Source organism: Corallococcus sp. AB011P (assembly GCF_003611605.1).
GTDB lineage: Bacteria > Myxococcota > Myxococcia > Myxococcales > Myxococcaceae > Corallococcus > Corallococcus coralloides.
Map to the genome: position 1 here is coordinate 122,643 of NZ_RAVX01000023.1, position 14,306 is coordinate 136,948.

The window sequence follows — 14,306 nt, forward strand, 5'->3', positions numbered from 1 at the left end:
ATCATGGAAGCCAAGGTCCTTGATTCCTGGGTGATGGCCGAGTTCGCCACCCCGGAAGCCCTCGTCTCCGCCACGCAGCAGATGCGCGAGAAGGGCTTCCAGGGGATGGACACCTACTCCCCGTACCCGCTGCACGGCGGGTCGGAGGCCCTCGGTCTGCCGCCCTCCCGCATGCCCTTCATCGCCCTGGGCGGCGGCCTCACCGGCATGGTGACCGCCCTCACGATGCAGACGTGGATGAACACCGTCGACTACCCGCTCAACGTCGGCGGCCGTCCGCTCCTGAGCCTCCCGGCCTGGGTGCCCATCACGTTCGAATTGAGCGTGCTGTTCGCCGCGTTTGGCATCTTCTTTGGCCTGCTCGGCCTGAGCAAGCTGCCGCAGCCCTACCACCCGGCCTTCGAGTCGGAAGAGTTCCGCAGCGCGTCCACGCACGGCTTCTGGCTGAGCATCCCGCACCCCACGGGAACGGACGCCGCGGACGTCAAGAACCAGCTGACGGCCCTGGGCGCGACCCACGTGACCGTCGTGTCGGGAGAGAACGAATGAGGTGGCTCATCCCCGCCGCCGGGCTCGCCGCGCTCACGGGCTGCAACGTCAGCTCTGAGTTCCTCCAGCGCATGGAGCACCAGGCCAAGTACGAGTACTACGAGACGTCCGAGTTCTGGCCGGACGGCCGCGCCATGCGCGTGCCCCCCGCCGGCACCGTCCCGCGCGAGCGGCCGGTGGGCAACCCGGGCATCTCCACGGGCCGCGCCAACGGCGTGGCCGTGAACGCCATCCCGCTGCCGGTGGACAAGCACCTGCTGGAGCTTGGCCAGAAGAAGTACAACATCGTCTGCTCGCAGTGCCACGGCGTGCTCGGCGACGGCAACAGCGTCGTCGCGGAGAACATGGCGCTGCGCCTGCCGCCGTCCCTGCTGGAGCTCGCGGACAAGCCGGCCGGCCACTTCTACACCGCCATCAACGAGGGCTACGGCATCATGCCGTCCTTCTCGGGTGAGCTCGACACGCGTGAGCGCTGGGCCGTCGTCGCCTATGTGCGCGCGCTGCAGGCCGCCCGCAGCACCGCCGGGACGCAGCCCGTCCCGCAGGAGAACCGATGACTGCCATGGAGCGCTACACCGGCACGCCCAAGCTGATGGTGCCCGCGTTCGGCCTGGGCGTGGTGGGCCTCGTGCTCACCGCCGTGGGCTTCTTCATGAACCCGGAGGCGACCAGCTTCAGCTACCTCTTGGGCTTCACCTACTGGGTCGGCATCAGTGTGTCCGCACTCATCATGCTGGCCATCTTCCACACGGCGAAGGCGAAGTGGCCCATCGTCCTGCGCCGCGCCATGGAGACGATGTCCATCGCGGTGCCCGTCTTCGCGGTGCTCATCCTCGCCTTCATCCCCATGATGAAGCACCTGTACCCCTGGGTGGATGGCTCGCCGCTGGCCGCCCACATCCACGGCATCGAGGTGGAGCACCTGGCGCATAAGAAGGCCCACTACCTGAACGGGACCTTCTTCATCGTCCGCCAGGTCATCTACTTCGCGGTGTGGATCTTCGTCTCCCACCGGCTGTACGGCTGGAGCACCCAGCAGGACGAGTCGGGCGGGCTGGAGCTCACCGTCAAGCAGCGCCGCTTCTCCCCGGGCGCCCTGCCCTTCCTGGCGCTGACCATCACCTTCGCCTCCTTCGACTGGCTGATGAGCCTCACCCCGCTGTGGCAGTCCACCATCTTCGGCGTCTACTACTTCGCCGGCAGCTTCCTGGCCGCCTTCTGCGTCCTCACGCTGGCCACGATCAGGGCCCAGGGCAAGGACCTGTACGGCAGCCTGGTGAAGACGCCGCACTACCACAACCTGGGCAAGCTCATCTTCGCCTTCACGGCGTTCTGGGCCTACATCGGCTTCTCCCAGTTCCTGCTGGTGTGGATCGCCAACATCCCGGAAGAGGCCCCCTGGTACGGCCTGCGCATGTACGGCCCGTGGCGCGACGTCTCTCTCGTCATCTTCTTCGGCCACTTCGTGCTGCCGTTCTTCACGCTGCTGTCACGCAAGCTGAAGGAGAAGACCGGGACCCTGGCCGTGGCCGCCCTCTACATGCTTCTCATGCACGCCGTGGACCTGTATTGGCTCATCTGGCCGGCGTTCTCCGGCGAGGCCGGGCCGACCTTCCACTGGACGATTCTCACGGCCTTCGTGGGCGTGGGCGGGGTCTCGGTGGGCTATGCCCTCTTCCGGGCGCGCAACAAGTACACGTTCCCGGTGAAGGACCCCTACATCGCGGAGTCCCTGAGGTACGTGCAGCCATGAAGAAGACCCAGTCCGAAGTCGAATCGCGGGTCATCGTCGGCGCGCATGGCGTCGCCGCCGAGGAAGACCACCTTGTCATGGGGAAGGTCGTCGGCGTCGGTGTGGGCGCCATGGTCCTCTTCCTCGTGGGCGCGGTGTGGGCCTGGCGCATCCAGGTCGTGACCATGCAGGAGGCCCAGCCGGACGGTCCTCCTCCGCGCCCCGCCGCGGTGGGCCAGTACGAAGTGGGCATCGTGAACCAGCGCCTGTTCGAACAGGACTGGCGCGCGGCGGAGAAGATTGGCGGCCAGCACCAGGCGCTGAAGAACGGCTGGGGTGACCAGCCGGGCGTCGCCGCCCACAAGTCGCTGGACAAGGCCATGGACCAGGTCATCACGACCGAGGCCCAGAAGGCCCGCGAGCCGGCCCCGGCTCCCACGCCGGCCCCGGAGTCCGCGCCGCACACGGCGCCCCCGGCTCCGGCCCCGAAGAAGTAGGCTCCCACCCGCTCCTCCTGCCCCCGAGCCGTCCCCCGCCATGCCGTCCCTTCCTCCGCCCTCCTCCGCCCGCGCCGCCGGGCTCCTCGCGGCGCTCGCGCTGGTGCTCACCAGCGCCACGCCCGCGTTCGCCCTGCCGGGTGGAGGCAAGACGCCCCGCGCCATCGTGGAGGCGGACTCCGACCTGCCCCCGCCGGTGACGGGGGTGGACGTGGAGGAGCACCTGGGGGATCCGCTCCCCCTGGAGACGCGCTTCCTGGACTCGACTGGGGAGGAGGTCCGGCTGGGCACGCTGCTGTCGAAGACGCGCCCCACCCTGCTCACGCTCGTCTATTACGAGTGCCCCATGCTCTGTAACCTCGTCATCAACGAGCAGGTCCGCGTGATGCGCGAGCTGGGCCTGGAGCTGGGCAAGGACTACGAGGCCGTCACCGTCAGCATCGACCCCAAGGACACCCCGGCGCAGAGCGCGGAGCGGCGGCGCAAGTACCTCCAGTCCATGGGCAAGCCGGAGACGGCTCCGTGGCACTTCCTCACCGGCACCGACGAGAACATCCACAAGCTCGCCGATGCCGTGGGCTTCAAGTACACGTATGAACCGAGCACGAAGCAGTACGCCCACCCCGCGGTGGTCACCGTGCTCACCCCGGAGGGGAGCATCTCCCGCTACCTCTACGGCACGTCGTTCGACCGCAAGGACGTGAAGCTTTCGCTGCTGGAAGCAGCGGGCGGTCGGGTCGGGACGAGCGTCGATCGCATCGTCATGTCCTGTTTCAAGTATGACACCGCCACTCGGCGGTACGGTTTCTACATCTTCGGGTTCATCCGCCTGGGCTCCCTGGCTGTCTTCGGCGCCCTGGCCACGATGCTGATCTATTTCTGGAGGCGCGAGCTGAAGAAAGGCGCGACTACATGAGCGACCTGGCCAACCAATTCCTGTTCCTCCCGGAGCGCGCGTCCACGTTCGCGGAACGGGTCGACTTCCTGCACTACTTCGTCGTCGGCACGACGATGGTGATGTCCGCGGGCGTCGGCCTCGCGGCGCTCTTCATGTTCTTCCGCTACCGTCGGCGGGAGGCCCACCAGCACACGGAATACGTGGTGCCGGACCTGAAGACGGAGTTCCTCTTCGTCTCCGTCCCGCTGGTGTTCTTCCTGGCGTGGTTCGCCATCGGGTTCCGGGACTTCACCTGGTTCACCACTCCGCCCAAGGACTCGATGGATGTCTACGTCATGGGCAAGCAGTGGATGTGGAAGTTCTCCTACCCGGAGGGCCCCAACGGCGTGAACGTGCTGCACGTGCCGGCTCACCGCCCGGTGCGCCTGCTCATCACGTCCCGCGACGTCATCCACTCCTTCTACGTCCCGTCCTTCCGCATCAAGATGGACGCGCTGCCGGGCCGCTACACGCAGGCCTGGTTCGAGGCGACGAAGCCCGGCACTTACCAGGTGCTCTGCACCGAGTACTGCGGCTTGTCGCACTCGAAGATGCTGGCGGAGGTCGTCGTGCTCGCGCCGGAGGACTACGAGAACTGGCTGAAGGAGCAGCAGCGCGGCCGCCTGCAGGACCGGCAGGACGCGCTGGCGGACACGTCGCTCGTGCCGCCTGTCGCCCGCATGGCCGAGCAGGGCCAGAAGCTGGTGGGCACGCAGGGCTGCCTCAAGTGCCACTCGGTGGACGGCTCGAAGCACATCGGCCCCACGTTCCTGGGCATGTACGAGCGCGAGGAGAAGCTCGACGATGGCCAGAGCATCCGCGTGGACGAAGCCTACATCACCCAGTCGATGATGGACCCGGGCGCGCACATCGTCGCCGGCTACCAGAACGTGATGCCGACCTACCAGGGCAAGCTGCAGGGCCCCGAGTCGGCCGCCATCGTCGAGTACATCAAGACGCTGCGCACCGCGAACGTGCGCGAGACCGCTTCCGAGGGCCCCGCCTATGACCCCATCCAGTAGCATCGCCGCGCCGGGGGCCGTCCCCGGCCATGAGGCGCACGACGACCACGGCCACCACCCGAGCTACCTGACGGACGGCACCACGGTGAAGTCGTGGCTGCTGACGGTGGACCACAAGCGCATCGGCATCATGTACATGGCCTGGGTGCTGCTGTTCTTCCTGGTGGGCGGCATCTTCGCGCTGCTCATCCGGATCGAACTGCTCACGCCCGGTCCGACCATCATGGACGCGATGACGTACAACCGCGTCTTCACGCTGCATGGCATCGTCATGATCTTCTTGTTCATGATCCCTGCCATCCCGGCCATCTTCGGCAACTTCCTGCTGCCGCTGATGCTGGGCGCCAAGGACGTGGCGTTCCCCCGCCTGAACCTGCTGTCGCTCTACGTGTACCTGGCCGGCGCGGGCTTCGCGCTCTGGGGCATGCTCAACGGCGGCCTGGACACCGGTTGGACGTTCTACACGCCGTACAGCGCGCACACGACGACCACGGTGGCGCCGGTGCTCTTCGGCGCGTTCATCATCGGGTTCAGCTCCATCCTCACGGGCATGAACTTCATCGTCACCACGCACACCATGCGTGCGCCGGGCATCACCTGGTTCAAGATGCCGCTGATGGTGTGGGCGCTCTACGCCACCAGCTGCATCCAGGTGCTGGCGACGCCCGTGATTGGCCTGCTGCTCCTGCTGGTGACGGCGGAGAACCTGTTCAGCCTGGGCATGTTCGACGTGGCCCGCGGCGGTGACCCGGTGCTCTTCCAGCACCTGTTCTGGTTCTACAGCCACCCGGCCGTGTACATCATGGTGCTGCCGGCGTTCGGAGTGATGAGCGAGATCGTCTCCACGTTCAGCCGCAAGAACATCTTCGGCTACCGCGCGGTGGCGTACTCCAGCGTGGGCATCGCGTTCGTGGGCTTCTTCGCCTGGGGCCACCACATGTTCGTGTCCGGCCAGTCCACCTTCAACGCCGGCGTGTTCGGCGTGCTGTCGATGCTGGTGGGCGTGTTCACGGCCATCAAGGTCTTCAACTGGGTGGGCACCGTCTACAAGGGCGCGGTGGAGTTCAGCACCCCGTTCGCCTACTTCTGCGGCTTCCTGTTCTTCACCGTGTTCGGCGGCATGACGGGCATCGCGGTGGCGACGGTGTCGCTGGACGTGGCGTGGCACGACACCTACTTCGTCGTGGCGCACTTCCACTTCATCATGGTGGGCGCGACGATCATGGCCTTCCTGGCCGCGCTCCACTACTGGTTCCCGAAGATGTTCGGGAAGATGTACCACGAGGGGTGGGGCCTGGTTTCCGCGGCGCTCATCATCCTGGGCTTCAACGCGACGTTCATCCCCCAGTTCCTCGTGGGCAACGCGGGCATGCCGCGCCGCTACTACGAGTACCCGGAGCGCTTCCAGGCGCTGAACGTGGCGTCCACGGCCGGTGCGTCCCTGCTCGCGTTCGGCTTCATCATCATCGCGGTGTACCTGACCTACGCGCTCATCTACGGCGAGCGCGTGGACAACCCGTGGAACAGCAAGGGCTACGAGTGGCTGACCCAGTCCCCTCCGCCCACGCACAACTTCATCGGGCCCCAGCCTACGTATCCCGAAGAGCCGCACTTCTACGTGGATCCGAAGAAGGCCGAGGGCGAGGTGTCGGATGTCTAGCGCGCACGTGACGCCGGGCTCGGCGCCCGGTCCCAAGCTGGCCGCCCACTTCGCGTCGCTGGAGGTCCAGAAGCACGCGGCGCGGTTGGGCATGTGGCTGTTCCTCGCCACGGAAATCCTGCTCTTCGCGGGTCTGTTCGCGTGCTACGCGGCCTACCGCTTCCTGTTCCCGGAAGCGTGGGCGGCCTCCAGCCGCAGCCTGGACCTGACGATGGGCACCATCAACACGGTGGTGCTCATCACCTCCTCGTTCACCGCCGCCATGGCGGTGCACTACGCCAAGGAGGGGAAGAACAAGATGGTGGGGCACATGAACGTGCTCACCCTCCTGATGGCGGTGGGATTCCTCGTCATCAAGTTCTTCGAGTACAAGCACAAGTTCCACATCGGGACGCTGCCGGGCCGCTACTACTTCTACGAAGGCATCCAGCTGCCGGGCGCGCCGATGTACTTCTCCGTGTACTTCGCCTCCACGGCGCTGCACGCACTGCACGTCATCATCGGCATGACGGTGCTGGGCTTCGCCACGGTGCGCGCGTACCGCGTCGGGGACTTCAACGCGAACAACTACACGCAGGTCGAGCTGGGCTCCATGTACTGGCACCTCGTCGACCTGGTGTGGATCTTCCTCTTCCCGATGCTGTACCTGGTCTGAGGGTTACGACATGGCCATCGCCAACGAATCGCATCAGGAAGAGCACAACATGCAGGAGCACCACGGCGCCGGGCGCTACGTGGTCATCTGGATTGCCCTGCTGGTGCTCACGCTCGTCACGGTCTTCACCGGCCGCATGCACCTGCCTGACTTCGGTCTGGTGCTCGCGCTCATCATCGCCAGCGTGAAGGGTACGCTGGTGACGCTGTACTTCATGCACCTGTCGGAGCACCAGGGCGCCAACCGCCTGGTGTTCGCGGTCTCCATCGTGTTCGTGGTGCTGCTCATCGGCTTCTCGCTGATGGACATTGGCACCCGCTTCCGTCTGGCCAACCCGCCGGGGTCGCAGTACAGCGACCTGCAGGCGGTGGACATCGGAGCGAACCCGACGGAAGGCCGCACGGGTGGCCACCAGCAGATCCAGAAGCAGACCCACGAGAAGCACGAGTAGTCCCCGCCTCTCTCAGTCCCCTGAAGCACGAACGCGGCGCCCGGGATTCTTCCCTGGCGCCGCGTCGCTTTTGGTGGGCCTGGGTGGCCCGGCCCGCCCGGGGGACTACAGGGCGACGGTCAGGTTGAAGGAGAGCGCCGTGTCGGTGGACACCTTGCCCGGGGGCGGGGCGCTGTCGGACTTCACGAGGAAGCCCACGCCCAGGGCCAGCGCGTCCGTGAGGTTCGCCATCACCTGCGTCTGGCTGCTGAAGAGGATGCGCGAGTCGGCGATGACGCTGACCAGGATCTCCGCGTCCTCCTGGAAGGTGATGTCCTTGGAGAGGCCGTAGCGGAACATGGCGCCGAAGCGGGGGCCGCCCAGGTCCACGTCGCCCAGGTCCATGCGTGTCGGGTAGTACTGGAAGCGCAGTTCGCGCGCGTAGCGGAAGGCGAAGTCGGTGCGCAGGATGGTCTCGCGCGTGCCGGACTTCTCGTCCTTCTTGGTGTCGAACCAGAGGATGCCGGCACCGGCTTCACCATAGGGCCGCGCCTCGATGCTCTTGATGTGGTCCGTGTCCGCGCCGGCCAGCAGATAGCCGCTGATCTCCTGCGTGAAGCGGCGGTCCCCACGCAGTTCGATGCCGGCGTTGAGGGCCACCACCTGGGACAGGGACTCCACCACCCCTTCCACCTGGGGCGGGCGGCTGCGGCCGTACGCGCCGTAGGCCTTCACGGAGTAGATCCAGTGCTCCGTCTTGCGCAGCGCGCTGGCCAGGCCGCTCACCGTCAGCGTGGACGCGTTGCCGGTGAGGGAGATGAGGCTCAGGCCCACGCTGACGTCCCAGACGCTGGGCTTCGCGGGGGCCGCGGCGGCGACCTCCGGGGCGGGCGCGGGGGGCGGAGGGGCGATGGGCCCGCGCGCGGTGACTTCAGCCAGACGCTCAATGGCCTCCGCGAGCCGGGCACTGGCCTCGGCGGCGCGCTCCGCGGCGAGGGCGGCGCGCTCCGCGGCGACGGCGGCGCGCTCGGCCGCGGGAGCGTCCGCGGGCATGGCGGGCGGCGGGGGCGCGGGCGGCGCCGGAGCGCGGGCGGCGGCCGGAGACGGCGGGGCGGCGGGACGCGGGGCAGGCGCCGGCGGCGTCTGGGATTGCAGCGACGAGGCGAGCAGCAGCGCAACGGGGAGCATCTGGGTTCCTTGGGATGAGGCAGGTGCGGCAGCGGACCTGCAAGGGAGCGTGAATGGGCCGGCTCCCTTTCCGGCGCGAACTTCTTAGCGCATGCGGGACACGGAGCGTCTTCACCTTCTAGGCTCGAAATGCGGGCCCTTCCCGGCCCCGGTACGTGAGGACCCGCCCTTGAGGCACACCCTGCTCCCGCTGCTGTTCGTGTTGTTGTCCTGGCCCGCCGTCGCTCCGGCGGCGCAGAAGGTCACCGTGCCGGTGGACGTGGGCGTGGGGCCGGCGGTGTTCGTGTTCTCCGGCCCCATCGCGGACGACCAGCTCCTGCACACGGGGCTGAAGCTGTCCGTGGACGCGGTGCTGGACAAGGAGTGGCTGCGCAAGAACCAGCGCGCCATCCCTGCGCGCTACCGGAAGCAGGCGAAGCAGATGGATGAGATCCGCATCTCGCCGTCCATCTTCATTCCGGACTCGTTCATCATCTCGCCCAAGTACCGCGACACGGGGATGTACGGCGTGACGTTCAAGCCGCTGGGGCTGGGGGTGCCGCTGTCGTCCAGTCCGGTGCGCTTCAAGCTGGGCGTGGGGCTGGTGTTGACGTACGCGTACATCTTCTCCGACACGCTGCCGGACACGCACTTCCTGCGGCCCGGGGCGAGCCTGGGCGCGGACCTGGAGTTCCAGCTGGCGAAGAGCTTCCTCGTCAGCGTGGGCTGGGAGTCCACGTTCTACGTGCCGCAGGAGCTGGGCGGGCTGGGGCTGCCGGACTCGCTGGGGGACGGCATCTTCCACGTGGGGCAGGCGTACCTGCAGCTGCACTTCCGGTTCCCGTACACCACGACGCTGTAGTGCTCGCGCGCGGGTGGGGCACCTGCCTAGCGTGCCCGGCACCATGTCCCTCGTCCTCGCCACCGACGCGCAGAAGGCGCAGCGCGACGCCGTCACCCATGCCGCGTGGGGCTCCCCCCTGAGCGTGCCGCAGTACCAGGAGCGCGAAGCGCGGCTGCGCGCGCACCCGTGGAGCCGCGAGGGCATGAACACGTGGCTGTGGCTGGCGGACGACGGCCGGGTGCTGGCGTCGTGCGAGACGTTCCACACGGACAGCTTCCTGCGGGGCGCGGACGGACAGCCGACGCAGGGGGACAGCTACGCCATCGCCAGCGTGTACACGGAGGAGCACCTGCGCGGGCGGGGACACGCCACCCGGTTGATGGACGCCGTCGCCGCGGAATTGGAGCGGGTGGCGCCGCGTCCGCACTCGGTGGTCCTGTTCTCCGACGTCGGGGCGCCGCTGTATCGCCGGTCGGGCTACGTGGAGGTGCCCGCGTGGGACTGGCACCTGGACGCGGCCGATGCGCCGGGGGGACGGCCCGTGGACGGGGGGCTCCAGGAGACGGACGTGGCGGGGGCGCTCGCGCGGATGCGCCAGCCGGACGTGCCCTTCTTCCTGTGGCCTGGCGCCGCGCAGGTGGACTGGCACCTGGAGCGGGAGCGCATCTACGCGGACCTGCTGTCGCGGCCCCGGCCCCGGACGTGCGGCGCGGTGGTGGGCGAATCCACCGCGCTGTGGACGATGAACGCGCGCTACGGCGAGCTGGTGGTGCTGATGCTGGATGCGCGGGACGCCTCCGCGGCGGAGGCGCTGCTCACGGAGGCGCGCCGCGTGGCGCATCAGGCGGGGCTCAAGCGCGTGGTGTGGTGGGAGGAGCCCACGACGGCGTCACTGCTCGGCGGGGTCCCCGGCGCGGTGCGCGTGCAGCGGGACGGGTCGCTGCCCATGCTGCGGCCGCTGCGCCCGGGGCTGCCTCCCGCGCCGGAGGTCCCCTTCCCTCGCGCCCTCTGGGTGTGAGCTCCGCGGACAGGGCGGCGGTCAGGCGCCCCACCTCCGGCCCGGTGGGAACAGGGCCGGCGCCCCCAACCCGACTGTGTCAGGCGGCGACAGGTCCCCTAGGATGCACTCATGGCCGAGCGAAGGCGCATCATCGAGGGCTCCTGGAACTGCACGTCCTGCGGTGCCCGGAACATCCCCGCCCGTCACAAGAACTGCCCCTCCTGCAACAACCCGCGGGAGCTCAGCGGCAAGGAGTCCGAGTTCGACTTCGGTGACGTGGACGCGGCCTCCGGGAAGTCCACCCGCGAGGGTGTCTCCGACGAACAGGCCCTGGAGATGGCCGGCGCCGGCGAGGACTGGTTCTGCGCCTACTGCGGCGCGGCCAACCGGGGCGACGGCAAGCGCTGCCGGCAGTGCTCCGCCGAACGGGGCTCGGATGCGAAGGCCGCGCCGCTCGCGGACCTGTCCCCCAAGGCGCCCCCGAAGCCCGCGCCCAAGCCCCGCCGCTTCGGGAAGGTGGCGCTCATCGTGGTGGGCGTCCTCGCCTCGTGCTGCCTGGGCACCTGCGCGGTGGGCATCTGGGGCAACCTGAAGCATGAGCTCAAGGGCGAGGTGGTGGCGACGAACTGGCGCCGCGCGCTGGTGCAGGAGCGCTTCGTCCCGGAGACGCGCACGGGCTGGCGGGATGAGCTGAGCACCACCTCGCCGCGCATGCCGGTGAACGGCGCGGGAGAGGTCGCGGGCGTGACGAACATCCGCGACTGCGTATCCCGCCAGCGTGGCACCCGCCGGGTCGCGGACGGCACCCAGCGCGTGTGCCGGACGAAGACGCGCAAGGTGGCCTGCGGCACCGAGGAGAAGTGCACCCGTCGCGACAAGGGCAACGGCTTCGCGGAAGAGGTCTGCCACGACGTGACGAAGTACTGCAACGAGTCCTACGAGGACTGCGACACGGAGACGCGCTACCGCAACGAGCCCGTCTACGCGCAGCAGTGCGCCTACGACACGTACGTGTGGAAGCCGGTGGACACGCGCGAGCTCAAGGGCACGGAGGGTCCGCCGCGCTGGCCGGAGCTCACCGCCGGGACGAACGAGCGGGTGCGGCGCGAGGAGGACTACACCGTGCTCGTGCGCTACGACGACGACGGCGTGAAGCAGCACGAGGTGAAGCCCACGCGCGAGGACGAGTTCGTCGCGTGGAAGAAGGGCCAGGGCGTCACGCTCACCGTGACGAACCTGGGCAAGGTGGAGCAGGCCGTCCGCCGCTGAAGCAGCACCGCCCGAGGAGTCTCATGGAGTGCACCTGCTGTGGCGCCTGCTGCGTGGCGCCGGACATCGCCGCGCTGGACAAGCCGCTGGGGCTGCGGTGCCCGCACCTGGGCGCGGACAACCTGTGCACCGTGTACGAGCGGCGGCCCCAGGTGTGCCGGGACTACGCGGCGGACGAGGTGTGCCGCCGCATCGAGGCCCCCACGTTGGACGAACGCGTGAACAACTACCTGGCGCTGTTCCAGCTCACCGCGGAGGCGGAAGCCGTGCGCAAGTCCGGCTGCGCCTCCATGCGGATGGCGCGCGCCATCCGGGAGCGGAAGTGAACTTCCAACCCACCGAGCCGTTCGTTCCCGCGCCGGGCCTTCGCGGCGCGCATGCGCAGACCATCTACGCGTCGCTCGTGCGCCCCACCCGCGTGCCGCCCCTGCGCCGGGAGCGGAGGGATCTGCCGGATGGGGACTTCGTCGACCTGGACACCTTCGACGGGCCGAAGGGCGCGCCGCACGTGGTGGTGCTGCACGGCCTGGAGGGGTCGTCCCAGGCGGGCTACGTCACGGAGGTGCTGCGGGGCGCGGCGAAGCGCGGCTGGGGCGCCACGGCGATCAACTTCCGCTCGTGCAGCGGGGAGCCGAACCGGCTGGCCCGGGCGTACCATTCCGGGGACACGGCGGACACGCTGCTGGTGATGGCGGACGTGCGCGAGCGCATCACCGGGCCGATGCTCGCGGTGGGCTTCTCCCTGGGCGCCAACGTGCTGTGCCGACTGCTGGAGGAGACGGGGGAGCAGGCGCCCGTGGTGGCCGCCGCGTCCATCAGCGCGCCGTACGACCTGGACGCGTGCTGTCGCAAGCTGGATGGCGGCAGCGGCTACCACTGGCTCTACCGCGAGCGGTTCCTGCGCACGCTCAAGAGCAAGGCCCGCGCGAAGCTGCAGCGGTTCCCGGGCGCGTTCGACGGAACTCGCATGGAGGCGGCGCGCACCATCCGGGGCTATGACGACGTGGTCACCGGGCCGCTGCATGGCTTCCGGGACGCGGAGCACTACTACCGGGAGGCGTCGTCGGGGCCCAGGCTCGCGGACATCCGCCGGCCCACGCTGCTCTTGAGCTCCGCGGATGATCCGATGCTGGAGGCGCCGGTGATTCCGCCTTCCGCGCGGGACAACCCGTTCCTCAGCGTGGTGCTGACCGAACAGGGCGGCCACGTGGGCTTCGTCGCGGGCCGCGTGCACCGTCCGTACTTCTGGGCGGAGGCGCAGGCGCTCACGTTCTTCGAGCGGGTGCTCGCCGGCTGATCAGCCGAAGAAGAAGGTGAGGCCGAGTTTTCCGGACGGCTGCACCTTGCGCATCATCCACGACTGCGTCTCCACGGGAGACAGCCCGTCGCGGAAGGGCTCGTCCAGCTTCTGGAGGCTGGGGACGTCCATCTCCATGAAGCTCATGCCGCCGCGCACGAAGAAGCTGAGGCGCCGGGTGGCGTTGAACTCCAGGCCCACGTGCGTGCTGATGTACGTGTAGCCCACGCGCTCCATGGAGGAGGCGGGCAGCTGCGTGCGGTCCGCGAGCCTCCGGTTCAGCGTCTCCGTGCTCGCGGCCTGTGCGTGCCCGAACTCCCATGAGAACGAGGGAGAGACCTTGCTCTTCAGCGGGAGCAGCGTGAGTCCCGCGCGCAAGGCGCCTCGCAGACCGTTGTGCGCGCCGCCGAGGTGGATTCGCAGGTACGGCGAGGGCCGGAGGACGCCGGAGAGTCCCGCGCCTTCGGGCATGCCCGCGTCGAGCATCAGACCGAAGGGGGCGAGCCGCTCTGGATCATTCATGCGGCGCCGGCCTTCGCCCTGCTGGGCCTGAACCTGCGGCAACTGCGCCTGCGGTGCTGTCTGGGCGATGGCCGTGTGGGCCGCCAGGACCGCTACCGCCGCGGTGACGATGGACACCGCTCCCATGAGGATTCTCCCCGTTCCAGACATCGCGGCCATGCGCGATGAGATTTGCGAGGTACGCCGGATCCCAGGAGCACTCGCTCTCCGAGACCCGGCTGCGTGTTGCTCCCCCCGACCCGCCACTCCCGCCACTGCCACACGTCCGGTGCTGACTGTCGCGTCGCCTCGATGCCGCCGCCGGCTGGATCGCGAAGCTCTCGCACCGCCACGTCTTGATTCACGACTCTTCACGTCTCCCGTCCGGCGACCACGACCGCCTTTGCCGGACTCCCCCAAACTGCGCACTGCCCCGTCCCGCCGCCCAGCCCCGTCCCGCGACCTGCCTGCTGCCTTGCTCGACCGCGCCGCCTGATGCCCCCCGGTGCCGCGCGATGCGAGGTGATGCGCACTGCCCTGATCCGCCGTGCTGCGTGCTGCCCCGTGCTGCCCCGACCCGCCCGACCCCGTCCTGCGTGCTGCCCCGTCCCGCCCGTCCCGCCCCGTACTGCTTTTGCTGCTCGACCCCGTCCTGCGTGCACCCCGAGCGCGTCCTCTCCGCGCACTACTACCTGCCCGCGCACCTGGTGCCGCTGGTGGACGTCATCCCCGGCGAGAAGACGTCA

Annotated in this window: 17 protein-coding genes; 15 read left to right on the forward strand and 2 right to left on the reverse strand. The window is 68.8% G+C overall.

The genetic code is table 11. The features are described 5' to 3' along the window. The first annotated feature begins 3 nt into the window (after positions 1-3). From D7X30_RS35785 to D7X30_RS35825, 9 genes are read left to right on the forward strand one after another with little or no spacing between them, the layout of a single operon-like run. Positions 4-549 (forward strand): DUF3341 domain-containing protein, encoded by a 546-nt coding sequence (locus D7X30_RS35785; RefSeq protein WP_120567452.1) that lies wholly within the window; start codon positions 4-6, stop codon positions 547-549. Then, positions 546-1,106 (forward strand): cytochrome c, encoded by a 561-nt coding sequence (locus D7X30_RS35790; RefSeq protein WP_120567453.1) that lies wholly within the window; start codon positions 546-548, stop codon positions 1,104-1,106. Before D7X30_RS35785 ends, D7X30_RS35790 begins: the two co-directional genes overlap by 4 nt. Further along, positions 1,103-2,302, forward strand: coding sequence for a hypothetical protein (locus D7X30_RS35795; protein ID WP_120567454.1), 1,200 nt, complete (start codon positions 1,103-1,105; stop codon positions 2,300-2,302). Before D7X30_RS35790 ends, D7X30_RS35795 begins: the two co-directional genes overlap by 4 nt. Continuing rightward, positions 2,299-2,778, forward strand: a complete 480-nt coding sequence (locus tag D7X30_RS35800; RefSeq protein ID WP_120567455.1) for a hypothetical protein — start codon at positions 2,299-2,301, stop codon at positions 2,776-2,778. The genes D7X30_RS35795 and D7X30_RS35800 overlap by 4 nt, the downstream gene beginning before the upstream one ends. A 40-nt stretch (positions 2,779-2,818) precedes the next feature. Continuing rightward, positions 2,819-3,694, forward strand: a complete 876-nt coding sequence (locus tag D7X30_RS35805; RefSeq protein WP_120567456.1) for an SCO family protein — start codon at positions 2,819-2,821, stop codon at positions 3,692-3,694. After that, complete coding sequence (gene coxB / locus D7X30_RS35810) at positions 3,691-4,737, forward strand: cytochrome c oxidase subunit II (protein ID WP_120567457.1); 1,047 nt, start codon at positions 3,691-3,693, stop codon at positions 4,735-4,737. Before D7X30_RS35805 ends, coxB begins: the two co-directional genes overlap by 4 nt. Further along, positions 4,721-6,397 (forward strand): cytochrome c oxidase subunit I, encoded by a 1,677-nt coding sequence (locus D7X30_RS35815; RefSeq protein WP_120567458.1) that lies wholly within the window; start codon positions 4,721-4,723, stop codon positions 6,395-6,397. The genes coxB and D7X30_RS35815 overlap by 17 nt, the downstream gene beginning before the upstream one ends. Further along, positions 6,390-7,052, forward strand: coding sequence for a cytochrome c oxidase subunit 3 family protein (locus D7X30_RS35820; RefSeq protein WP_120567459.1), 663 nt, complete (start codon positions 6,390-6,392; stop codon positions 7,050-7,052). The genes D7X30_RS35815 and D7X30_RS35820 overlap by 8 nt, the downstream gene beginning before the upstream one ends. Positions 7,053-7,062: 10 nt before the next feature. Further along, entirely contained in the window at positions 7,063-7,503 is a 441-nt protein-coding gene (locus D7X30_RS35825) for a cytochrome C oxidase subunit IV family protein (RefSeq protein WP_120567460.1), read from the forward strand. Positions 7,504-7,608: 105 nt separating this feature from the next. Here the strand turns inward: D7X30_RS35825 and D7X30_RS35830 are convergent, their stop codons facing one another. Continuing rightward, positions 7,609-8,670 (reverse strand): DUF481 domain-containing protein, encoded by a 1,062-nt coding sequence (locus D7X30_RS35830; protein ID WP_120567461.1) that lies wholly within the window; start codon positions 8,668-8,670, stop codon positions 7,609-7,611. Between the two features lie 169 nt (positions 8,671-8,839). On the opposite strand from D7X30_RS35830, the gene D7X30_RS35835 reads away from it, so the two are divergent. The 5 genes from D7X30_RS35835 (at position 8,840) to D7X30_RS35855 (ending at position 13,059) form a co-directional block, all read left to right on the forward strand. After that, positions 8,840-9,511, forward strand: coding sequence for a hypothetical protein (locus D7X30_RS35835; protein ID WP_120567462.1), 672 nt, complete (start codon positions 8,840-8,842; stop codon positions 9,509-9,511). Between the two features lie 43 nt (positions 9,512-9,554). Next, a complete protein-coding gene (locus D7X30_RS35840; protein ID WP_120567478.1) occupies positions 9,555-10,511 on the forward strand; it encodes a GNAT family N-acetyltransferase in 957 nt (318 codons plus the stop codon). A gap of 111 nt (positions 10,512-10,622) precedes the next feature. Further along, entirely contained in the window at positions 10,623-11,762 is a 1,140-nt protein-coding gene (locus D7X30_RS35845) for a hypothetical protein (protein ID WP_120567463.1), read from the forward strand. A 23-nt stretch (positions 11,763-11,785) separates the two neighbouring features. Beyond that, positions 11,786-12,088 (forward strand): YkgJ family cysteine cluster protein, encoded by a 303-nt coding sequence (locus D7X30_RS35850; RefSeq protein WP_120567464.1) that lies wholly within the window; start codon positions 11,786-11,788, stop codon positions 12,086-12,088. Beyond that, positions 12,085-13,059, forward strand: coding sequence for a hydrolase (locus tag D7X30_RS35855; RefSeq protein ID WP_120567465.1), 975 nt, complete (start codon positions 12,085-12,087; stop codon positions 13,057-13,059). Before D7X30_RS35850 ends, D7X30_RS35855 begins: the two co-directional genes overlap by 4 nt. Here the strand turns inward: D7X30_RS35855 and D7X30_RS35860 are convergent, their stop codons facing one another. Then, on the reverse strand, positions 13,060-13,707 hold the full coding sequence (locus D7X30_RS35860) for a hypothetical protein (protein ID WP_120567466.1): 648 nt from the start codon (positions 13,705-13,707) through the stop codon (positions 13,060-13,062). It abuts the gene before it with no gap. Between the two features lie 368 nt (positions 13,708-14,075). Here D7X30_RS35860 and D7X30_RS43255 point away from each other — a divergent pair. Next, positions 14,076-14,306, forward strand: a 231-nt coding sequence (locus D7X30_RS43255) for a 3-hydroxyacyl-CoA dehydrogenase NAD-binding domain-containing protein (protein ID WP_233592005.1), incomplete at its 3' end; no start/stop codon positions are given.